Genomic DNA, 20,841 nt, shown 5'->3' on the forward strand with positions numbered 1-20,841 from the left:
ATACCGTTTGTACACAAACGTGCAAGCCGTGCATGCCGCAGTGCAGCGCGAATGCCTTCTTTGTGGACAGGGCGGGTAGGCAAATGAGGTTTTATGCGGCAGGCGTATGTTTTGCGCCGCACCGCCGCTTGACAGCCATCGGGAGGGCGCGCAACATCGTTCGTGTACAAATGATAACTGCACTGTCGGCTGGCTTTGACATGGTGACTGAACCTACGAGCGCCGCCATCGACAAGATCCGCTGCGATGCGTGTCCGGTGATGTGCTACATCAAGCCGGGCGCGGCGGGCGCCTGCGACCGCTATGCCAATCACGAAGGCAAGCTCGTCCGCGTCGATCCGCATGTGATCCTGGAGCGCACCGTGTCGCATGGCGGCAAGCTCGTTCCGTTCAGCCGCACCGAAGATTGGGACGGCAAGATCGTCCACGAGCCTTCCACCTTTGTAACGGCGATCGGCGCGGGGACGACCTATCCCGACTACAAGCCGGCGCCGTTCATCGTCTCGGCCGAGGTCGACGGCGTCGACATGGTGACTGTCGTCACCGAGGGCATCTTCTCCTATTGCGGCATCAAGGTGAAGATCGACACCGACCGCTATCTCGGGCCGGAGACCGCGACCGTCCGTGCACAAGGCGAGGCGGTCGGCCATGTCACCACCAGCGAATACGGTTCGCAGATGCTGTCGCTCGGCGGCGTGCATCATCTGACCGGCGGCTCCAAGAAGGAGGGCCGCGTCACCTGCGACACGCTGATGGATCTCGCAAATTGCAAGGCGGTCGAACTCACCATCGACGGTGGCGCGAGCGTGGTGGTGCAAGCCGGCCAGCCGCCGATCGTCAACGGCATGAAAGAAGAGCGCATGCGCGTCGGCTGCGGCTCGGCGACGATCGGCATGTTCGCCAAGCAATGGCACGGCAAGGTCGACGAGGTCGTCGTGGTCGACGACCATATCACCGGCGTGCTCTCGGAGCACCAGGCCGGCAAGCTGCTCGACATCGCCGATACCGGCATCAAGATGAAGGGGCGCCGCTCGACGCCCGGCCGCTATTTCCAGGTCGCCGATCCCGGCACGGGTTGGGGCGGCACCAATATCTCCGATCCGCTCGCAATCCTGGGACCGTTCGACGCGAAGGAGGCCAAGCCTGGCCTCACCATGCTGATGGTCTCCACGACGGGCGAGCATTCGTCCTATTACGTGCTCGACGAAGCCTTGAAGCCGGTCGAGACCGAAATGCCTGACGACCTCAAGTTCTCGGTCGAGCGCATTCAGGAGAATTGCGAGCCAGCGCTGTGTACGGTGCTGTTCATGGCCGGCGCCGGTGGTTCCTTGCGGGCGGGCGTGACCGACAATCCAGTGCGGCTGACGCGCTCGGTGAAGGACGCCCTGACGCGCGTCACCAGTGGCGGCGCGCCGGTCTATGTCTGGCCGGGCGGCGGCATCACCTACATGGTCGACGTGACGCAGATGCCGGCGGGGGCGTTTGGTTACGTGCCGACGCCGGCGCTGGTCGCGCCCATCGAATTCACGATGAAGCTGTCGGACTATGCGGCACTCGGCGGGCACATGGATTATGTGAAACCGCTCTCCGAAGTTCAGGGCGGCGAGGATGTCCGCCAATTGCCCTGGCAGAACCCGATTCCGGGGCCTCGGGCATGACAAGGCTCCCGCAAATCGCGTTGCTGTCTGATGGCCGGCGGCTGCATTTGCAGGATGGACCGATTGATTTGATCGTCGAGGCGAGGGGGGCTGCCGACGCAGTGCGCGCGGCCTATGAGGCTGCGGCCCGGCGCTTCACGGGTTTGCTCGACGAGCTCTGCGCGGAACTGCCAGAACTGCGGGCGGCAGCTGAGCCGGAGCGGACATTGCTGGTAGGCGTCGTGGCGCGCCGCATGCACGCCGCGGTGGCGCCCTATGCCGCTGATGACTTCATTACGCCGATGGCGGCGGTTGCCGGCGGCGTGGCGGAGGAGATTCTCGGCGCAATGCTGAACGCTGCGGCGCTCGATCGAGCCTATGTCAATAATGGCGGCGACATCGCCCTGCATCTCGGCGACGGCCAGCATTTTTCGGTCGGCCTGATGGACCGGCCCGATCGCGGCGGCGTGATGCGGACAATCAGGGTGGATGCCGATGATACCGTGCGGGGCATTGCGACCAGCGGAAGGCACGGCCGCAGCTTTTCGCTCGGGATTGCCGATGCGGTGACCGTGTTGGCCGGAACGGCCTCGCAAGCCGATGCCGCCGCGACGATCATTGCGAATGCCGTCGATCTGCCGGGGCATTCGGCGATCATCCGAAAGCCAGCGTGCGAGCTTCAGCCCGACAGCGATCTCGGCGCGCGGCTCGTGACCCGCAACGTTGGTGGATTGTCGCAGAACGAGATCGCCACCGCGCTCGAATCTGGCGCGGAATGTGCACGGCAATTATTCGATCGCGGATTGATCGAGGGTGCCGTGTTGCAGCTTTGTGGTGATATGCTTGTCATCGGGACCAAGGATATTGAACGGCAACGATCGCGCCCGCTTGTACAAGAGAACGCGGTTCATGCCTGAACAGGGAAGCGGCTCGAGGAAAAAATCATGAGCGCGATCATCCGCAAGATCGTCACCGTTGTCGAAGAGACGCAGATGGAGATGGGCCGCCAGGTCTCGCCGGCGACGCGGCGTGCGGCGGCAATCGCCGTGATCGAGAACCCGTTTGCCGGAAAATATGTCGAGGATCTCTCGCCGCTGATCGCGATCGGCGAGGAGCTCGGCGAGCTGCTGTCGAAGCGCGCGGTGGCGGCGCTTGGCATCGACGGGTCCAAGGCGCAGAGCTATGGCAAGGCCGCGGCCGTCGGCGAAAACGGCGAGCTGGAGCATGCAGCCGCCATCCTTCACCCGAAAATGGGTGCGCCGGTGCGCAAAGTGCTAGGCAAGGGCGCTGCGCTGATCCCGTCGTCGAAGAAGCGCAGTGGACCCGGCACGACGCTGGACATTCCGTTGGGCCACAAGGATGCAGCCTTCGTGCGCAGTCATTTCGACGGCATGGAAGTGCAGATCAACGACGCGCCGCGCGCCAACGAGATCATGGTCGCGGTCGCCGTCACCGACAGCGGCCGTCCTTTGCCGCGCGTCGGCGGGCTGACCGTTGCGGAGATCAAGGGCGAAGACGGACTGCGTTAATCTTTTCAGAAAAGTGGAGGTTGGGATGCGAGCAAAGAACTATTTTGTCGGCGCGGCGTTCGCGCTGTTGGCAAGCGGCATGGCTCATTCGGCCCTGGCGGAAGACATCAAGATCGGCGAGATCAACAGTTATTCGTTGCTTCCGGCGTTCACCGAGCCCTATCGCAAGGGCTGGCAGCTCGCGGTCGAAGAGATCAACGCAGCCGGCGGCATCAACGGCAAGAAGCTCATCGTCGTGTCCAAGGACGACGGCGGCAAGCCGGCGGATGCGCAGACCGCGGCCAACGAGCTGGTGTCGAGCGAGGGCGTGGCGATGCTGACGGGTACGTTCCTGTCGAACATCGGTCTTGCGGTCAGCGACTTCGCCAACCAGAAGAAGGTGTTCTTCCTGGCGGCCGAGCCGCTGACGGACGCCATCACCTGGTCGAAGGGCAACAAGTACACGTTCCGACTGCGCCCCTCCAATTACATGCAGGCGGCGATGCTGGTGGAAGCAGCCAGCAAGCTGCCGGCAAAGCGCTGGGCGACGATTGCGCCGAACTATGAATACGGCCAGTCCGCGGTCGCGGTGTTCAAGAAGCTGATGTCGGAGAAGCGGCCCGACATCCAGTGGGTCGACGAGCAGTGGCCGCCGCAGGGCAAGATCGACGCCGGCCCGGTGGTGCAGGCGGTTGCCGCGGCAAATCCCGAAGCGATCCTCAACGTCACCTTCGGCGCGGACCTCGTGAAGCTCGTGCGTGAAGGCAACACCCGCGGCCTGTTCAAGGGACGCGAGGTCGTCTCGTTCCTCACCGGCGAGCCCGAATATCTCGACCCGCTCAAGGAGGAGACGCCAGAGGGCTGGATCGTCACCGGCTATCCCTGGTACTCGATCAAGACGCCCGAGCACGACGCGTTCCTGAAGGCCTATCAGGCCAGGTACAACGACTATCCGCGCCTCGGCTCGATCGTCGGCTACCAGACCATCAAGTCGGCGGCGGCGATCCTGGCGAAGGCCAATTCGACCGATCCGGAGAAGCTGATCACTGCGGCGGAAGGGCTGTCGATGCCGTCGCCGCTGGGCGAGATCACCTTCCGCAAGATCGATCACCAGTCGACGCTCGGTGCCTATGTCGGCAAGACCGCGCTGAAGGACGGCAAGGGCGTGATGGTGGACTCGTCTTACAAGAAGGGCGCGGATTATCTGCCAAGTGATGCCGAAGTCGAGAAGCTGCGTCCGAAGGATTGATCTCCGCTGCCGTAGGGTGGGTTAGCCGGAGGCGTAACCCACCACGGTCTGTACCCGCAGAACCAGAAGAGGTGGGTTACGCTGCGCTAACCCACCCTACGAAGCTCTCTCTCCCCGCAAGCGGGGAGAGGTGATGCAACACTAACCCGGACCGCCGATGGCCTTTTATGTCGTACAGTTTCTGACCGGTCTCGCCAGCGCAGCGTCGCTGTTCCTGGTGGCGTCGGGCCTGTCGATCATCTTTGGCGTGACGCGGATCGTGAATTTCGCGCACGGCGCCTTCTACATGATTGGTGCCTATATCGCCTTCACGCTCACCGAGCGCCTATCGGGGACGTTCGGCTTCTGGGGCGGGATCGTCATCGCTGCGCTTGCCGTGGCGGTGATCGGCGTCATTGTCGAGATGGTGCTGCTCCGGCGGATCTATCACGCGCCCGAGCTGTTCCAGCTGCTTGCGACCTTCGGCCTGACCTTGATGGTCGAAGACCTCGTCGTCCTGATCTGGGGCCCGGACGATCTCGTCGGGCGCCGTGCACCCGGCTTCAAGGGGGCGATCGACTTCTTCGGCCAAAACATCCCGAGCTATGATTTATTCCTGATCGTGCTCAGCCCGGTCGTGCTCGGCATTCTCTGGCTTTTGTTTCAGCGCACGCGCTGGGGCGTGCTGGTGCGCGCAGCGACGCAGGACCGCGACATGGTCGCAGCGCTCGGCGTCAATCAGAAATGGCTGTTCACGAGCGTGTTTGCGGTCGGCGTTTTCCTCGCCGCTCTCGGCGGTGCGCTCCAGATCCCACGCGATGCCGTGCATCATGCGATGGATTTGCGCATCATCGTCGAGGTCTTCGTTGTCGTGGTGATCGGAGGCCTCGGCAGCATCATCGGTGCTTTCGTCGCGGCGGTGCTGGTCTCCGAGCTCAACGCCTTCGGCATCCTGATCTTTCCCAAAATCTCCATCATCCTGGTGTTCCTGGTGATGGCGGCGGTGCTGATCGTGCGGCCCTGGGGCCTGTTCGGCAAACCAGAGGCCCCCGCGCGCAAGACGCCGGGTCTCACCGTCAATCCCTGGCGGCCGCTGACGTCGAATGAGCGGCTGGCTGCGCTTGCAGCGCTCGTCATCGCAGCGACGCTGCCGCTGTTCGCCGGCAACTATGCACTGACCGTCGGCTCGGAGATCGCGATCTCCGTGATCTTCGCCGTCAGCCTGCACTTCCTGATGTCGGTCGGCGGGCTCGCGTCCTTTGGCCACGCCGCCTATTTCGGCCTCGGCGCTTACGGCGTCGCTTTCCTCGCCAAGATGGCGGGGCTGCCGATGATCGTCTGCCTGTTGCTCGGTCCGCTGCTCGGCTGCATGGGCGCTGCCGTGTTCGGCTTCTTCGCGGTACAGCTCTCGGGCGTCTATTTTGCGATGCTGACGCTCGCCTTCGCGCAGATCGTCTGGTCGATCGCGTTCCAGTGGGTGAGCGTCACCGGCGGCGACAACGGCATCCTGGGCGTCTGGCCCGCGAGCTGGGCCGCGAGCCCATCGCATTTCTATTGGCTGTCGCTCGGTGTTGCTGCGCTCGTGACGATCGCTTTGCGGGCAATGGTGTTCTCGCCATTCGGCTATGCGCTGAGAGCAACGCGCGACTCGCTGCTGCGCAGCGAAGCGGTCGGCATCAACGCCAAGCGCATCCAGTGGACGGCCTTCGTGATCGCGGGCACGACCGCGGGCATCGGCGGCGCGCTGTTCGCCTACCTCAAGGGTAGCGTCTTCCCGGACAATCTCGGCATCTCGCTCTCGGTCGATGCGCTGGTCATGGTGCTGCTCGGCGGCGTCGAGACGGTGTCGGGCGCGGTGATCGGCGCCATCGTCTACAAGGCCTTGAACATCTGGCTGGTCAGCCAGACCGATCTGTCAAAACTCGTGCTCGGCGGCTTCATCGTTCTGATCGTCGTCGTCTTCCCCAAGGGCATCGTCGGCATGCTGGAGATGCTGGCGCAGCGCCGCAGGAAGGCATCGCCGCCGGGCTCCCCCTTGCTTGCCAAGCCGATCGAGTCCGCCGAATGAGCGTCGCCCCCCCACTTCTCGCGGTCGAAGGACTGACCAAATCCTACGGCGGCGTCCACGCCGTGCGCGGCGTCTCGTTCTCGCTGCGATCAGGCGAGATCCTGGCGCTGATCGGACCGAACGGCGCGGGCAAGAGCACTTGTTTCGATATGCTCAACGGACAGAACAAGCCTGACACCGGCCACGTCCGCCTGCTCGGCGAGGACACAACCGGCAGGAAGCCGCGCGAGATCTGGCGGATGGGCGTGGGCCGCACCTTCCAGATCACCGCGACCTTCGCGACCATGACGGTGCGCGAGAATGTGCAGGTCGCGCTGATCTCGCATGGCAAGCAGCTGTTCAATCTCTGGGGCTCGGCGCCGAACTTCGACCGCGGCGAAGCCGGGCGACTGCTCGAACTGGTCGGCATGGGCGGCTATGCGGATCGCCCTTGTGGCGAGCTTGCCTATGGCGATCTCAAGCGGCTCGAGCTCGCCGTCGCGCTCGCCAACCAGCCAAAGTTGCTGCTAATGGACGAGCCGACCGCCGGCATGGCGCCGCGCGAGCGCGTCGATTTGATGCGACTGACCGCGCAGATCGCCCGGGAAAAATCGATCGGCGTTCTCTTCACCGAGCACGACATGGACGTGGTGTTCGAGCACGCCGATCGCATCATCGTGCTCAACCGCGGCACGCTGATCGCCGAGGGCTCGCCGGCCGAGGTCCGCGGCAATCCGCAGGTGCAGGCGGTCTACCTTGGCGAGGGCCTGCTATACGATGCCGGGCATCGCGAGGGAGCATCGGCATGAAGCTCACGGTGCAAGACCTCAATAGTCATTATGGCCCGGCCCATATCCTGTTCGACATCGGCTTCGAGGTCGGCGAGGGGGAAGTCGTGGCATTGCTCGGCCGCAATGGCGCCGGCAAGTCGACGACGTTCCGCTCGATCGTCGGGCTCGTCGCGCAGCGCTCAGGACGGATCATGTTCGAAGGCAAGGATGTCTCGGCGCGTCCAACGCATGAGATCGTGCGCGATGGGCTTGGTTACGTGCCGGAGGAGCGGCGTATCTTCACCGATCTGACGGTGGAAGAGAATCTGGAAGTCGGCCGCCAGCCGAAGCGCCCGAACGCGCCGCACTGGACCCGCGACAAGCTGTTTTCGCTGTTCCCCAACCTCGGCGAGATGAAAAATCGCCCGGGTGGCCGCATGAGCGGCGGCGAGCAGCAAATGCTCACCATCGCACGCACGCTGATGGGCAATCCGTCGCTGGTGCTGCTCGACGAGCCCTCGGAAGGCCTGTCGCCGAAGATCGTGGAGCAGATGGTTGAGGCCATCCTGACCATGAAGAAGGAGGGCGTCAGCATCGTCGTCTCCGAGCAGAATCTGCACTTTGCGCGGCTGATCTCCGATCGCGCCTATATCATCGAGCGCGGCCGCATCTGTTTCGGCGGCACCATGGCCGAGCTCGATGCGCGTCCGGATATCCGCGACGCACATTTGTCGTTGTAGGGGGCGGGGAGCGGATGGCGAGAAGCGTCGCGGCGAAGAAAAGCGTCAAACCGGCAAAGCCGCCTTACGTGCTCGATGAGCAGGTTGGCTTCATCCTTCGACAGGTCTGGCAGCGTCACAGCGCGATCTTCTCTCGCGAGATCGGCACCAATATTACGCCGACGCAATGGGCGGCGCTGTCGAAGCTCGCCGAGGCCGGGCCATGCTCGCAGAACCAGCTCGGGCGCCTGACGGCGATGGATGTGGCGACCATCAAGGGCGTGATCGATCGTTTGACGGCGCGCGGCCTGACCGAAACCAGCCAGGATCCCGAGGACGGACGGCGGCTTCTGGTCAGCCTGACGCGCGCGGGCCAGCAGCTGGCGGAAAAGGTCGCGCCGAATGCGCTCGCGATCACCCGGGAGACGCTGGCGCCGCTCGAGGCAAAGGAGCGCGAGATGCTGATGGCGCTGTTGAACAAGCTGCGGTGAGGCGCGACTAACCTCGATGAAGGTCTTGTCGAGGTTTTTCGGTATGAGAGCGGCGACGCAGTTTGCGACGGTTCTGAGTATGAGCGCGGTGCTTGCGGGCCAGTGTGCTCCAGCCCTCGCGGCGCAAGCCTATGAGGGGTTCTGGGCGTCAACCAAAAAGGATTGCCGCGACCAGGACAGCGCCAACCGCATGAGCATCGAGGGCGGCAACCGCCTCTATTGGTACGAGACCAGGTGCCGCGCCAGCGAGATCACCGCCGATGGAAAGCTCAGCTGGAAAATGAAGCTCGCCTGCGAAGGCGAGGGCGAGAAGTATCGCTCTAGTCCCCGGGTTTCCATTGCCGCTGATGGCAAGCTGGTGATGGACAACAGCCCGGTCGGGCAAGGCAAGCGCCAGACCTACGTGCGTTGTGAAATCGCTAAGCGCCGTTGATTGGGTGATCTGCTTTTCCCGAGGGACCGCGCGGAGCGGCGAGCCGCTCCGGCTGCGTCACTTCGCCACCACCTCCGGTACCCTGCCGGCCGGCGGAGTGTTGCGGCTGCGCTGGGTGCGCACGATACCGTCGATGATGGTCATGCCGATGCCGGGCAGGTCGCCGAGCTGGACGCTCTCCAGGATGTTCTTGCCGGCCGAATGCTGCGCCTTGTCCATGATGACGAAATCGGCGGAACGGCCGACTTCGATCAGGCCGCAATCCAATTCGCGCATCCGCGCGGTGTTGCCGGTGGCAAGGCAAAACGCGACCTCGGCCGGCAGGTCGCCAAGCGAGGACAGCATCGACACCATGCGGAGAATGCCGAGCGGCTGCACGCCGGAGCCGGCCGGCGCGTCGGTGCCGAGGATGACGCGGTGCAGATCGCCCATCTCGCGCGCGATGCGCAACGTGAACAGCGCCGAGCGCTCGTTGCCATTGTGGACGAGCTCGAGGCCGCGCTTGCAACCCTCGCAGATGCAGCGGATCTGGTCGTCGGGAAGCGCGGTGTGGCCGCCATTGATGTGGCCAACCACGTCCGTGTCGGCCTCCAGCACCACGTCCTTGTCGATCAATCCGGAGCCGGGGATCGAGGGACCGCCGGTGTGGATCGTGCTCTGGATGCCGTATTTGCGGGCCCAGCCGACCATTTTTCGCGCTGTGGGGCCGTCCTTGACGCCGCCCAGGCCCACTTCGCCGAGCAGCTTGACGCCGGCTGCGGCCAACTCCTTGAAGTCCTCCTCCACCATCTCGCACTCGATCACAGGCGCGCCGGCGTGAACCTTCACGCCGCCAGGCCGCAGATTCCAGAATGCGCGCTGGGCGAAGATTGCCATCGCCTTCAACCCGACGACGTCGCGCGGGCGGCCGGGCATGTGCACCTCGCCGGCGGAAATCATCGTGGTGACGCCGCCATGCAAATTGCTGTCGATCCAGCCGATCTGGTTCTGGCGCGGCGTCCAGTCGCCCGCAACTGGGTGGACATGGCTGTCGATCAGGCCGGGCGCCACCGTGGTGCCGTTGGCCTCGACGATGGTGGTCGCGCCTTCGGCGTTGAGGTCCTTGAAGCGGCCGATCGCGGTGATCTTGCCGTTCTCGGCGACGATGGTGTCGCCGTCCAGGATCGGCTTTTCCAGCGCGCCGGACAGGATCAGGCCGATATTGCGGATCACGAGCTTCGAGGGTCCGGCGGCCTGGGGTGCGTCATGCGCCATGGAATGGGTCCTTATCCTTAACTGCAACGCTTCCGATCTTGGGCAGCCTTGACCCCGGGATCAAGCCGGATTATTCATTAGTATACAAATGATCGTGTACAAACGACGCATAGCTGCCGCCTTGAAAACCGCCACGACACACCACGGAAGGGTGAGATGAGCAATTTCAATCAGGAAGCCGTTTTGAGCGTCCACCACTGGACCGACACGCTATTCTCCTTCAAGACCACCCGCAGCCCGACCTTCCGCTTCCGCAACGGCGAATTCACCATGATCGGCCTCAAGGTCGGCGAGAAGCCGCTGCTGCGGGCCTACAGCGTCGCCAGCGCCAATTACGAGGACACGCTGGAGTTCTTCTCGATCAAAGTGCCGGACGGCCCGCTCACCTCCCGGCTCCAGCATCTGAAGGAAGGCGACGAGATCATCGTCAGCCGCAAGGCCACCGGCACGCTGGTGATCGACAATCTGGAGGACGGCCGCAACCTCTACCTCATCGGCACGGGCACGGGCCTTGCGCCGTTCCTAAGCGTGATCAAGGACCCCGAAACCTACGAGCGGTTCGAGAAGGTCGTGCTGCTGCACGGTTGCCGGCACGTGAAGGAGCTCGCCTATGGCGAGATGATCACGGAGACGCTGCCCAAGGACGAGCTGATCGGCGAGTACATCCGTAGTCAGTTGATCTACTATCCGACCGTGACGCGCGATCCCTTCCGCAATCGCGGCCGCATCACCGACCTCATCACCTCGGGGAAGCTGTTTTCCGACATCGGCCTGCCGGCCTTGGAAGCCGCCCACGACCGCGTCATGATCTGCGGCAGCCCGGCGCTGGTGGCGGATACCCGCGTGCTCCTCGGCGAGCGAGGGCTTGTCGAGGGCAATCACGGCGAGCCGGCCCAATTCGTGGTCGAAAAGGCCTTCGCCGAACGCTAGGCCCGGAATTTTCGCGCAATAAGACCGTATTTTCGCCGCCGGACGCCCGTTGCGGCGCCGATTCGGCGCGCGATACACTGTGGGAACGAATCAGCGGAGTTCCCACATGGTTGCGGACAGCGACAGCAACATCGCCTGGCACCGGGTTCAGTTGAAGAAGAACCGCGCCGAGCTGAAGGCGCTCGAGACCGCGCGCTTCACGATGGGCGAGATCGCGTCTTCGAAACGGAACGGCCAAACCCAGAAGGCGGTCGGGGAACTCAGGCGCAAGATCGCGCAATCCGAGCGCGCCATCGCCGATCACGACAAGCGCACGCGCCGTCCGCTCACCACCGACCTGCAAAGCCTCAGCAAGGGCAGCTGGAGCAATTGGGACGCCTACACCAACCAGCAGCAGCGCAAGATCAGCCCGCGTTCGCCGGGGCGGGGGTAGATTCGTCTCTCTACGCCTGCACCGCCGAAGCGCAGGTTCCGCACCCCTTGCGCGGGCGGCGTCGTGCACCATCTCGGTGAGACGCCATCAACCGCTTCGGTGATCACATGGCGCCACGCCTCGATTTCACCAGCGAGGCCTTCTTTCGCGATCCACCCAGGGCGATCGCGACGTTGCGCATGTCCGGTGCTGTTGTCGCGGTGCGATTTCCTCTCGTCGGCGATGTCTGGATCACCACGACCTATGAGGCCGCGGCGCAAGTCCTGAAGGAGGGCAGCAATTTCACGCTGCGCAAGGAGGATGGCGACGTCGCAGGTTTGCGCTGGTGGATGCCGAACTACGTTAGAACCATCGCCAACAACATGCTGACGATGGACGAGCCTGACCACACAAGGCTGCGCAGCATCGTGGACGAGGCGTTCCGACGCCGCGCGATCGTCGCGATGGAGCCGCGTATCCGCGCCATCGCGGAGGGTCTCGCCGACGAGCTGTTCTTGGCAGGAAGCCCGGCCGATCTCGTCCAGCGCTATGCCCGCATCCTGCCGCTCGCGGTGATCTCCGAGCTGCTTGGGTTGCCGTTGGCCGATCGCCCTCGCTTCATCGCCTGGGCCAATACGATGTCCTCGCTCACGAACGTCGCCAGCTTCTTCCGGCTGCTGTTCGCGTTCCGCAAGATGCGAGCCTACCTCGAACGGCAGCTTCAGATTGCGCGCGCGCGGGGCGGCGAGGGCCTGATCTCGGAGCTGGTCCAGGTCGAGCGCGAGGGCGGCCAGATCACGCCGGACGAAATGGTGTCGATGGTGTTCCTGCTGCTCGCGGCGGGCTCCGAGACCACCACGCATCTCATCAGCGGTTCCGTCTACGAGCTCCTCAGAAATCCTGGCGTCCGCGACTGGCTGGCACAGGACTGGAGCCGCGTCGGGCTTGCGGTGGAGGAATTCCTGCGCTTCGTGTCGCCGGTGCAGTTCTCCAAGCCGCGCTATGTGAGGCGGGATATCGAGCTCGCGGGCGTGCGTCTCAAGAAGGGCGATCGCGTCATGGTGATGCTCGCCGCGGCGAACATGGACCCGGCGGCGCATGATCGTCCCGACAGCCTCGATCTCGCGCGCAAGCCGAACCGTCACATTTCCTTCGGAACGGGCATCCATTTCTGCCTCGGTCATCAACTTGCCCGGATCGAGGCAGCGTGTGCCTTGCAAGCGCTGTTTGTGCGATGGCCGAAACTTGGTTTTGCTGTGGACGTGTCTCAGATCCACTGGCGCAAGCGACCGGGCATGCGTGCGATCGCGAACCTCCCTGTCGTGCCCGACGGCCACGGAGCACAGGCGACAGCGTCAGCTGGATCGATGACGGTTCGTTCCCAGCCAGTGGCCTGCTGAGACTTACGCCTTGCGGAAAATTTTCTCTGCACTCGTCGGTAGGAACGGCATGCCGTTGCTCTAGTTGTTTTTGCGACATCGAAAGCCGCGATGAGTTCCTCCGGTCGATGTCGCAGATCAACAACAGGAGACAGCATCATGACCGGCAAGATGCCACCTGTTCCGGCCGAGAACCAAAGCCCAAAGGGAACCGGCGACAGCAAGCAAGTGTCCTCGACTGCCCCGCACGGCCAGCAGCGTGCGCAAAATCCAGACCAGCAAGGGCAGCAGGGCAACATCAAGCAGAACACCACCAACCAAGGCTATCAGCAGGATCGCTGAGGAGGTGACATGTCGACATCCACCAAGACACCGAACAGCATCCGTCAGGGCGGACCTGGCGCTTCGCATGAGAATGCGAAGGCACCGCTCGAAGTGAAGAAGCCACCGGCGGACGACCCGCAGCGCAACCACAGCCGCGTCTCCGGCGGAGGTGGCGAGCACGATTCACACCACAGGCATGACGAGGCCGGAAAGGGCGGAGGCAGGTGAGGCATGACCAATAGGCAACCCAAACTCTACGCACCGACCGAAAAGGATCTGCACGAAAATCCCCTGATCGGCGGATCGAAGGGCGCAACGATGGCCGGTATCTCGCCTGAGGACCTCGAGGACGCCCTGGGCGAGAACACGATCGAAGGCGACGTCGAGAACGACGTGAACGCCACTGGCGGCATCGACAAGGACGTCGCGCGCAGTGGCACGCACCGACGAGACCGATAGCTCCGGAGGACGAGCATGCAAGGCAAGAAGACCCACGAGCAACAGGTTCGCATCCTCGAGCGCAAGCCGGATGTTCCAGACGCGCGAGAGCTTGACCAAGCCATCGGCCACAATCCGGAGGACACGGCCGTCCATCGCGCGCGACCCGAGGCGCGGCAGAGTGAATTTCCGGTGAGCCGGGGCGGCCTCAACCAGGAGAGCGACCACAACAAGCACAACGACACCGGCCAGAGCGGCCACAAGCCCCCGAAACCGACGCCGGCCCAGCAGAAGCACTGAGCCTCACGGGCGATCAAAGCAAGAGGAGAAAAAGATGCCAGGTGGTCATGGCAGCAAGACGCATTTCAGATCGGGCATGCACGGCAAGGGCGACGGCACCGGCGCCATGACGGACGTGTCCAAGGACAAGATCGGCGACAACATGGTCCTTTCGAACCGCGACAAGAAGCAGCATTCGGACATTCGCGGCATGGACGGCAAGTCGATCCAGACGGATCAATATCAGGATCACTCGGCCAACCGACTCGATGAGGAGCCGGGCAGCGACGAGACCTGAGAGCGGCGCTCCTTTCCGCTGAACTCGCGGACCGGTTTTCAGCCGGTCCGCTTTTTTGCCGGCCCGAGATCGCGCTCCCAGCCGAACACGGAGCGGCCGTCGAGATCGGGCGAGGCGGCACGCTCTCCGGCGATGAACGTATCGACCGATGGCCCGTGCGCGGTGCGCTCCAGCCGCCGCGCCTGGTCGTCGAGGCGCTTGATCGCCTGCATCTCTTCCTCGCGCCCGAGCTTTGCGTTCTGAATCGCTCCCTTCAGCACGCGAATGGTTTCGTCATAGACCTTGATTGGAACAGGGTAGGGATGCCGGTCCTTGCCGCCGTGGGCAAGCGAGAAGCGGGCGGGATCGTTGAAGCGGTAGGGCGCGCCGTGCACGACTTCGGCGACCATCGCCAGCGAACGCACCGTGCGCGCGCCAACGCCGGGCGTCAGCAGCAGCTCCGGAAAGTCGACCGGGCCGCGCTCGGCCGCGGCCGCGAGTGTGCCGTGCAGGCGGCGCGCGAACACATCTTTTGGCCGGACGTCGTGATGCGCGGGCATGATCAGGTGCGGCAGCATCGCCTGCGCGGGCTCTGGCGCAGTCCCGGTGAGCCGCTCGAATTCGGAAAGAATGCGATCGGGGCCGAGATCACTCAACAGTTCGAGCTGCGCGGAGCGCGAGATATCAGCGCGATGATCGGTGAGGTTGACGATCTCGCCTTGCAGCGGCCCGTCGATCGCGCTGTGCGGTGAGTCGACAAAACTCTTCAGTGCCTCGGAATGCCAATGATAGCGGCGGGCCTGCCGCTTGTCGCCGTTCATGCCCTGCTGCACCACCGTCCATTTGGCGTCGGCGGTGACGAAGAATCCGTGCAGGTAGAGGTCAAAGCCGTCCTGGACCGCGGCGCTGTCAACCTTCGCAACGAGGCGACTCGCACGCGTGAGCATTGCGCCGTCGAAGCCGACGCGGTCGCCGAGCTGCATCAGTTCGTCCGGGGTCTTGCGCGAGTGCTGGCCGCGCCCGCCGCAGACGTAGATTCCGAGCTCATCCTGCAGCGGGCCCAAACCCCGCTTCAGCGCGCCAATCACCGACGTCGTGATGCCGGAGGAGTGCCAGTCCATTCCCATTACGGCGCCGAAGGACTGGAACCAGAACGGGTGCGAGAGCCGCTGGAGGAATGCATCGCGCCCGTAATGATGGACGATCGCCTGCGTGACGATCGCGCCGAGCGAAGACATGCGGGTGGCCAGCCAGGGTGGAACCCGGCCGGTGTGAAGGGGAAGATCGGCGCTGCCGGTCCGTCGAGTCATGATTGACCACAAATAGCGCAGTTCGGCGATGATTGCACCAGAGGGATGCTGCGTTGCACAGAGCGGGGGAGCGAACCACGCTGCGACGCGTTGAACGGCAAGCGCGAATGCAAATACGGGGACTTTAATGAATCGGCAGACCCTTTTGGCCGACATCGACAGGATGTTCGGGTGGATACCGTCGTGGTTCGTCGGCCTGTGTCTGGTCGTTGGCGCGATCCTGATGGCCCTGTCGATCTACCGTCTCGCGGTTTGGCTGTTCAACCGCGCGTTCGGAACCCGTCTCCCGCTCCTGAGCGTGTTCATCGAACGCACGGCGGGCCCTGCTCAGCTGGCCGTCTGTCTTGCCGCCGTGGCGTTGGTGCTGCCGCTCGCGCCGCTGGACGACGCCTTCCGCACGCCGCTGACGCGCCTGTTCGTCGTTGCTTTCATCGCGCTGATCGGCTGGATCTCGATCCGGATCGTGGATATGAGCGCGGCACGGTATCTCCTGAACTTTCGCGACGTCACCGAGAATTTCGTCGCGCGCAAGCACGTCACCCAGGTCCGCGTCTTCAAGCGCGTAACCGATATCATCATCGTCATCATCACAGTGTCTACCGCGCTGATGACGTTCGACTCGGTCAGGCAATATGGCGTCAGCCTGTTCGCCTCCGCCGGTGCCGCAGGTATCATCGTCGGTCTTGCCGCCCGGCCGCTGCTGAGCAATCTGATCGCGGGCATGCAGATCGCGATCACACAGCCGATCCGCATCGAGGATGCCGTGATCATCGAGAACGAGTGGGGCTGGGTCGAGGACATCGCCTCGACCTATGTCGTGATCCGTCTGTGGGACTGGCGCCGCATGGTGGTGCCGCTGTCCTATTTCATCGAAAAACCATTCCAGAACTGGACCCGCGACACCGCGTCCCTGATCGGCGTGATCGCGCTCCACGTCGACTACCGCGCGGACGTTCCGCGGATCCGGCGCTGGCTGGAAGAAGCAGTGAAGGAATCCAAGCTCTGGGACGGCGAGGTGGTCAATCTCCAGGTGATCGACGCGGATGCTCGCACCATCGAGCTTCGCGCCCTCGTCAGCGCCAGGAACGCGCCACAGTCCTGGGACCTGCGCTGCGAGATGAGAGAGAAGCTCATCGCCTTCATCCGCGACGAGATGCCGGAAGCGCTGCCGCGCGAGCGCGCGATCCTGATCCCGTCGGGGGGAGGCGACGATGACGCCGATTTCGTGCGGCGTCCCGCGCCGCCGGAGAAGAGGCGGGCGAGCGCACGCAATTGACCTACTCGCGCGCCGCCTTCGTCGCGCCGCGCAAGCCCGCTCGCTGCTGGATCGTGTCGAGCGCGCCGGTCCTCATGCGAAGCACCTCATTGCGCGCGGATGTCGGCGGCCTTCAGCACCGGCTCCCATTTGGTCGCCTCGGCATGCATGTAGGCGTCGAAATCCTTGGAGGAGGAGCCGACCGGGGCTGCGCCGATCTTGCCGAGCGTCGACAGTACGTTCGAGTCCTGCAACGCCGCCTTCAGATCGGTTTCGAGCTTCGCCACGATCTCCGGCGGCATTTTCGCCGGGCCGAGAACGCCCCACCAGACGGAGACGTCGTAACCCGGCACACCCGACTCGGCGACGGTCGGAACATTGGGCAGCGCCTTGGAGCGTTCGGCCGAGGTTACTGCGAGCGCGCGCACCGGGCCGCCTTCGATCTGGCTGATGGCTTCTGCAAGTGGATTGATGCTGAGCGGGATGTCGCCGGCGATTACGGCGGTCAGCGCGGGGGCGCCGCCCTTGTAAGGGATCGCGACGATCTTGGTGCCGGACATATATTTCAATAGCTCACCGGCGAGATGCGCCGAGGTGCCGTTGCCCGACATGCCGTAGGAGAGCTTGTCAGGGTCCTTCTTCGCCGCAGCGAGGAGATCGCCGAGCGTCTTGCAGGGGCTGTCTTTGGCGACGACGATCGCGAGCGGCGAGGAAGCGACTTCGGTGATCGCGGTAAAATCCCTAAACGTGTCGTAGGGCACGCTCGGATAGATGAACTGATTGAGGAGATGACCGCTCGCGACCAGGATCAGCGTGTATCCGTCGGGGGCGGCTTGCGTCAGCGCCTGCGAGGCGACGATGCCGCCGGCGCCGGGACGGTTGTCGATCACCGGCTGCTGGCCCCAGGTTTTCGCCAATGCCTGTGCGAGCGTGCGCGCGAGCACGTCGACCGCGCCACCGGCGGCATAAGGGACAAGGATGTGAACCGGCTTGCTCGGATAGTTGTCGGCGGCCTCGGCGCCGCCGCCTCCCAGCAGCAGACCGGCACCCAGCATCAAGCTGCCGATCTTCTTGTTCAAACCCAGCATTTCCAGCACTCCTTGCGGGCGTCTGCGCGCGGACCCGTCGGTCTTTCGAGCCGTCCGGACGCCGCCTATGGTGCTTGTTGACGAGACCTGATCTTTTGTACGATAGTACAAATCACATGACGCGCAACCCCGCCAGCAAGGAAACGGCCCGCAAGCCGAACATGCGCGAGGCAATTCTCGCCGCGGCCGAGGAGCTGTTCGCCACCAACGGCTTCAACGCCGTGTCGGTCCGCGATATCGCACAGGCCGCCGGCGCCAATCCCGGCAGCGTCACCTATCATTTCAAGACCAAGGACGGCCTGCTGCTGGAGATCTATCGGCGCCATTGCGGGCCAATGAATTTGCGCCGTTCCGAGCTGCTCGCGGCCGCCAAACGCGTGCGCGATCTCCAGGACCGGCTCGAAGCGGTGGTGCGGGCCTATGTCGTGCCGGCCTTCACCTCGGGCAGCGATCTTGCCGGGGGCGGAGCGCGGTTCACGCGGCTGCGCGCGGTGATGTCTGCGGAGGGCAATGAGGTCGCGCGGAAAATCATCGCGCAGACGTTTGACGACACCAGCCACGCCTTCATCGACGCGATCCACGAAAGCCTGCCGCACGTTTCGCGCACCGACATCGTCTGGCGCAGCCACTTCCTGCTCGGCGCGCTCTACTACTCGCTGGTGACGCCGGATCGCGTCTCGCGCTTGTCGCGCGGCGAGGCCGACGGCAGCGATGCCGCAAGCGCCATCGAACAATTGGTGCAAGCCACCGTGGCCGCGTTCCAGGCGCCGGCGCTCGATCAGGCTGCACCGGCACGGCGACGACCGGTCGTCAGCAGCAAGACTTGAACACTCGGTCTCGTTCGGCGGTTTATCCGATGGCAATGATGTACACACCGACCATCCCGCCGCCCGATCCGAACACGCGCACGCCGAAGTTCAAGCTGCCGAAGTTGGCTTGCGATGCGCATTGCCACATCTTCGGGCCCGGCGCGACATACCCTTACGCGCCGGTCCGTTCCTACACGCCGCCCGATGCGCCGCTCGCCGATTTCCGCACGCTGCATGCCAAGCTCGGCGTCGAACGTGCCGTCATCGTCAATGCCAGTGTGCATGGCACCGATAACACGGTGGCGCTCGACGCCATCGCGCAGAGCAACGGCGCCTATCGCGCGGTTGCCAATATCGATGACACCATCACGGAGCGCGGGCTCCGAGTGCTGCACGAGGGCGGCTTCCGCGGCTGCCGCTTCAATTTCGTCCACCATCTCGGCGGCGTTCCCGACAAGCGTGTGTTCGACCGCATCGTCGCGATGGTCGCGCCGCTCGGCTGGCACATCGACCTGCATTTCGACGCGATCGATCTGCCTGAATATGCGGACATGCTGACAAGGCTGCCGCTGAGCTACACGATCGACCATATGGGACGGGTGAAGGCGTCCGAAGGGCTCGATCAGCTTCCGTTCAAGATCCTGATCGAGCTGATGCAGCGCGACGAGAAGTGTTGGGTCAAGATCTGCGGATCGGAGCGGGTGTCATCGGCCGGTCCGCCGTTCACCGACGCCGTGCCATTCGCGCGAAAGATCGTCGAGACCGCGCCCGACCGCGTCATCTGGGGCAGCGATTGGCCACATCCCAACGTCAAGGCGATGCCGAACGACGGCGACCTCGTCGACCTGATCCCGCTGTTCGCGCCGGAGCCGGAGTATCAGCAGAAGATCCTCGTCGATAATCCAGCGCGGCTGTTCGAGTTCGAGCGATGACGGCGCTGGCGATCGACAAGCCGCGTGGACGGGCCTGGTGGAAGGAGCTCTGGATCCAGGTGCTCATCGCCATGGCCGCCGGCGTCGCGCTTGGGATCGTCAATCCCGAGGCGGGCGCCAGGATGCAGCCTTTGGGCGACGCCTTCATCAAGGCGATCCGGATGCTGATCGCACCGATCATCTTCTGCACGGTCGTCCATGGCATTGCCCATATGGCCGACATGGCGCGGGTGGGCCGCGTCGCGGTCAAGGCGATCGTCTATTTCGAGATCATGACCACGATTGCGCTGATCATTGGCCTTGTTGCGGTGAACTTGCTCAAGCCCGGCGTCGGCATGAACATCGATCCAGCCACCATCAATGCCAGCGCGATCGAACCCTATGTCAAGCAGACCGGCGTGATCGGCTTCGTGCCGTTCCTGATGAACATCGTGCCCGCGACGTTCATTGGCGCCTTTGCCGAGGGCAACATCCTCCAGGTGCTCTTCATCGCCGTACTGTGCGGATTTGCGCTGGTGCAGCTCGGCGAGCGCGCCGCGCCGCTGGTCTATCTCATCGACATCGCCGCCAAAATGGTATTCACCGTCGTCGGCTTCGTGATGTGGGCGGCGCCGATCGGCGCCTTTGGCGCCATCGCCTTCACGGTCGGCAAGTTCGGCGTGGGATCGCTGGCCTCGCTCGGCAAGCTGCTGGGCGGCTTTTATCTCACCTGCGTGATCTTCATCGTCGTGGCGCTCGGTCCAGTCGCGCGGCTGTGCGGCTTCTCGCTGCTGAAGTTGATCCGCTACATCTGGGAAGAGTTGCTGATTTGCATCGCCACGACGTCGTCCGAGACAGTGCTGCCGCGGATGCTGACCAAGCTGGAGCAGGCCGGCTGCGAGCGCAGTGTCGTCGGCCTCGTAATCCCGACCGGCTATTCCTTCAATCTCGACGGCACCTGTCTCTACCTCGCCGCCGCCTCGGTGTTCCTGGCGCAGGCGACCAACACGCCGCTCGGGCTCACCGAACAGATCGAGCTGCTTTTGATCCTGCTCGTGACTTCCAAGGGCGCGGCGGGCATCGCGGGCGCCGCCTTTGTCGTGCTGGCGGCAACGCTGTCCGCCACCGGCAGCATTCCGGTGACGAGCGTGGCGCTCGTGCTCGGCATCCACCGCCTGATGTCGCAGGGGTTGACGCCGACCAATCTGATCGGGAACGCGGTCGCGACGATCGCGATTGCCAAATGGGAAGGCGCGCTCGATCACGAGCGCCTGCGACGGGTGCTCGACGGCGAGGAGCCCGCGGCCGCGGCTCGATGAATTTATGACGTTGACGAACAGAA

24 protein-coding genes are annotated in these 20,841 nt (G+C 64.1%); 21 read left to right on the forward strand and 3 right to left on the reverse strand.

The genetic code is table 11. The annotated features are described in order from the left end of the window. Window positions 1–200: 200 nt before the first annotated feature. From AC0L30_RS11010 to AC0L30_RS11050, 9 genes are all read left to right on the forward strand, one after another. Complete coding sequence (locus AC0L30_RS11010; protein ID WP_035992890.1) at window positions 201–1,658, forward strand: hypothetical protein; 1,458 nt, start codon at window positions 201–203, stop codon at window positions 1,656–1,658. Further along, window positions 1,655–2,554, forward strand: a complete 900-nt coding sequence (locus tag AC0L30_RS11015; protein ID WP_007592454.1) for a UPF0280 family protein — start codon at window positions 1,655–1,657, stop codon at window positions 2,552–2,554. The genes AC0L30_RS11010 and AC0L30_RS11015 overlap by 4 nt, the downstream gene beginning before the upstream one ends. A 27-nt stretch (window positions 2,555–2,581) precedes the next feature. After that, the gene (locus AC0L30_RS11020; protein WP_007592453.1) at window positions 2,582–3,166 is read left to right on the forward strand and encodes an amino acid synthesis family protein; all 585 of its coding nucleotides are present in this window, start codon (window positions 2,582–2,584) and stop codon (window positions 3,164–3,166) included. Window positions 3,167–3,191: 25 nt separating this feature from the next. Beyond that, window positions 3,192–4,394 carry an ABC transporter substrate-binding protein gene (locus tag AC0L30_RS11025; protein ID WP_007592452.1) on the forward strand — a complete coding sequence of 401 codons (1,203 nt, stop codon included), beginning with the start codon at window positions 3,192–3,194 and terminating at the stop codon, window positions 4,392–4,394. Between the two features lie 157 nt (window positions 4,395–4,551). Beyond that, window positions 4,552–6,441 carry an ABC transporter permease gene (locus tag AC0L30_RS11030; RefSeq protein WP_354127865.1) on the forward strand — a complete coding sequence of 630 codons (1,890 nt, stop codon included), beginning with the start codon at window positions 4,552–4,554 and terminating at the stop codon, window positions 6,439–6,441. Next, on the forward strand, window positions 6,438–7,229 hold the full coding sequence (locus AC0L30_RS11035; protein ID WP_007592447.1) for an ABC transporter ATP-binding protein: 792 nt from the start codon (window positions 6,438–6,440) through the stop codon (window positions 7,227–7,229). Before AC0L30_RS11030 ends, AC0L30_RS11035 begins: the two co-directional genes overlap by 4 nt. Next, window positions 7,226–7,930 carry an ABC transporter ATP-binding protein gene (locus AC0L30_RS11040; protein ID WP_007592446.1) on the forward strand — a complete coding sequence of 235 codons (705 nt, stop codon included), beginning with the start codon at window positions 7,226–7,228 and terminating at the stop codon, window positions 7,928–7,930. Before AC0L30_RS11035 ends, AC0L30_RS11040 begins: the two co-directional genes overlap by 4 nt. 14 nt (window positions 7,931–7,944) lie before the next feature. Continuing rightward, window positions 7,945–8,400 (forward strand): MarR family winged helix-turn-helix transcriptional regulator, encoded by a 456-nt coding sequence (locus tag AC0L30_RS11045; protein ID WP_007592445.1) that lies wholly within the window; start codon window positions 7,945–7,947, stop codon window positions 8,398–8,400. Between the two features lie 43 nt (window positions 8,401–8,443). After that, on the forward strand, window positions 8,444–8,833 hold the full coding sequence (locus AC0L30_RS11050; RefSeq protein ID WP_007592444.1) for a hypothetical protein: 390 nt from the start codon (window positions 8,444–8,446) through the stop codon (window positions 8,831–8,833). Window positions 8,834–8,890: 57 nt separating this feature from the next. Here the strand turns inward: AC0L30_RS11050 and AC0L30_RS11055 are convergent, their stop codons facing one another. After that, window positions 8,891–10,087 carry an amidohydrolase family protein gene (locus tag AC0L30_RS11055; protein WP_007592442.1) on the reverse strand — a complete coding sequence of 399 codons (1,197 nt, stop codon included), beginning with the start codon at window positions 10,085–10,087 and terminating at the stop codon, window positions 8,891–8,893. Between the two features lie 156 nt (window positions 10,088–10,243). On the opposite strand from AC0L30_RS11055, the gene AC0L30_RS11060 reads away from it, so the two are divergent. The 8 genes from AC0L30_RS11060 (at window position 10,244) to AC0L30_RS11095 (ending at window position 14,147) form a co-directional block, all read left to right on the forward strand. Then, complete coding sequence (locus tag AC0L30_RS11060) at window positions 10,244–11,017, forward strand: ferredoxin--NADP reductase (RefSeq protein ID WP_007592440.1); 774 nt, start codon at window positions 10,244–10,246, stop codon at window positions 11,015–11,017. 106 nt (window positions 11,018–11,123) lie between these two features. Next, on the forward strand, window positions 11,124–11,450 hold the full coding sequence (locus tag AC0L30_RS11065) for a hypothetical protein (RefSeq protein WP_007592438.1): 327 nt from the start codon (window positions 11,124–11,126) through the stop codon (window positions 11,448–11,450). Window positions 11,451–11,557: 107 nt separating this feature from the next. Beyond that, complete coding sequence (locus AC0L30_RS11070) at window positions 11,558–12,829, forward strand: cytochrome P450 family protein (RefSeq protein ID WP_007592436.1); 1,272 nt, start codon at window positions 11,558–11,560, stop codon at window positions 12,827–12,829. A gap of 138 nt (window positions 12,830–12,967) precedes the next feature. After that, window positions 12,968–13,150 carry a hypothetical protein gene (locus AC0L30_RS11075; RefSeq protein WP_007592434.1) on the forward strand — a complete coding sequence of 61 codons (183 nt, stop codon included), beginning with the start codon at window positions 12,968–12,970 and terminating at the stop codon, window positions 13,148–13,150. A gap of 9 nt (window positions 13,151–13,159) precedes the next feature. Further along, the gene (locus tag AC0L30_RS11080) at window positions 13,160–13,360 is read left to right on the forward strand and encodes a hypothetical protein (RefSeq protein ID WP_007592432.1); all 201 of its coding nucleotides are present in this window, start codon (window positions 13,160–13,162) and stop codon (window positions 13,358–13,360) included. Between the two features lie 3 nt (window positions 13,361–13,363). After that, window positions 13,364–13,591, forward strand: a complete 228-nt coding sequence (locus AC0L30_RS11085; protein ID WP_035992886.1) for a hypothetical protein — start codon at window positions 13,364–13,366, stop codon at window positions 13,589–13,591. Window positions 13,592–13,606: 15 nt separating this feature from the next. Beyond that, window positions 13,607–13,870 carry a hypothetical protein gene (locus tag AC0L30_RS11090; protein WP_035992883.1) on the forward strand — a complete coding sequence of 88 codons (264 nt, stop codon included), beginning with the start codon at window positions 13,607–13,609 and terminating at the stop codon, window positions 13,868–13,870. Between the two features lie 34 nt (window positions 13,871–13,904). Further along, window positions 13,905–14,147: a hypothetical protein gene (locus AC0L30_RS11095; protein ID WP_007592431.1), complete on the forward strand. Its 243-nt coding sequence runs from the start codon at window positions 13,905–13,907 to the stop codon at window positions 14,145–14,147. A 38-nt stretch (window positions 14,148–14,185) separates the two neighbouring features. On the opposite strand, the gene AC0L30_RS11100 is transcribed toward AC0L30_RS11095, so the two are convergent. Beyond that, the gene (locus AC0L30_RS11100) at window positions 14,186–15,436 is read right to left on the reverse strand and encodes a DUF763 domain-containing protein (RefSeq protein WP_007592429.1); all 1,251 of its coding nucleotides are present in this window, start codon (window positions 15,434–15,436) and stop codon (window positions 14,186–14,188) included. Window positions 15,437–15,563: 127 nt separating this feature from the next. On the opposite strand from AC0L30_RS11100, the gene AC0L30_RS11105 reads away from it, so the two are divergent. Then, a complete protein-coding gene (locus AC0L30_RS11105) occupies window positions 15,564–16,712 on the forward strand; it encodes a mechanosensitive ion channel family protein (RefSeq protein ID WP_007592428.1) in 1,149 nt (382 codons plus the stop codon). A gap of 86 nt (window positions 16,713–16,798) precedes the next feature. Here AC0L30_RS11105 and AC0L30_RS11110 read toward each other — a convergent pair whose 3' ends face one another. After that, window positions 16,799–17,779, reverse strand: coding sequence for a tripartite tricarboxylate transporter substrate binding protein (locus tag AC0L30_RS11110; protein ID WP_007592427.1), 981 nt, complete (start codon window positions 17,777–17,779; stop codon window positions 16,799–16,801). Between the two features lie 116 nt (window positions 17,780–17,895). Between AC0L30_RS11110 and AC0L30_RS11115 the strand changes: the two genes are divergently transcribed. Genes AC0L30_RS11115 through dctA form a run of 3 tightly spaced genes read left to right on the forward strand, consistent with a single transcriptional unit; the run spans window position 17,896 to window position 20,818 of the window. Continuing rightward, window positions 17,896–18,606 (forward strand): TetR/AcrR family transcriptional regulator, encoded by a 711-nt coding sequence (locus AC0L30_RS11115; protein WP_007592425.1) that lies wholly within the window; start codon window positions 17,896–17,898, stop codon window positions 18,604–18,606. 29 nt (window positions 18,607–18,635) lie between these two features. Beyond that, window positions 18,636–19,520, forward strand: a complete 885-nt coding sequence (locus tag AC0L30_RS11120; RefSeq protein WP_007592423.1) for an amidohydrolase family protein — start codon at window positions 18,636–18,638, stop codon at window positions 19,518–19,520. Then, window positions 19,517–20,818, forward strand: coding sequence for a C4-dicarboxylate transporter DctA (gene dctA, locus AC0L30_RS11125; protein ID WP_473404304.1), 1,302 nt, complete (start codon window positions 19,517–19,519; stop codon window positions 20,816–20,818). The genes AC0L30_RS11120 and dctA overlap by 4 nt, the downstream gene beginning before the upstream one ends. The last annotated feature ends 23 nt before the right edge of the window (window positions 20,819–20,841 follow it).

This window comes from Bradyrhizobium sp. MI1.11 (assembly GCF_055811255.1).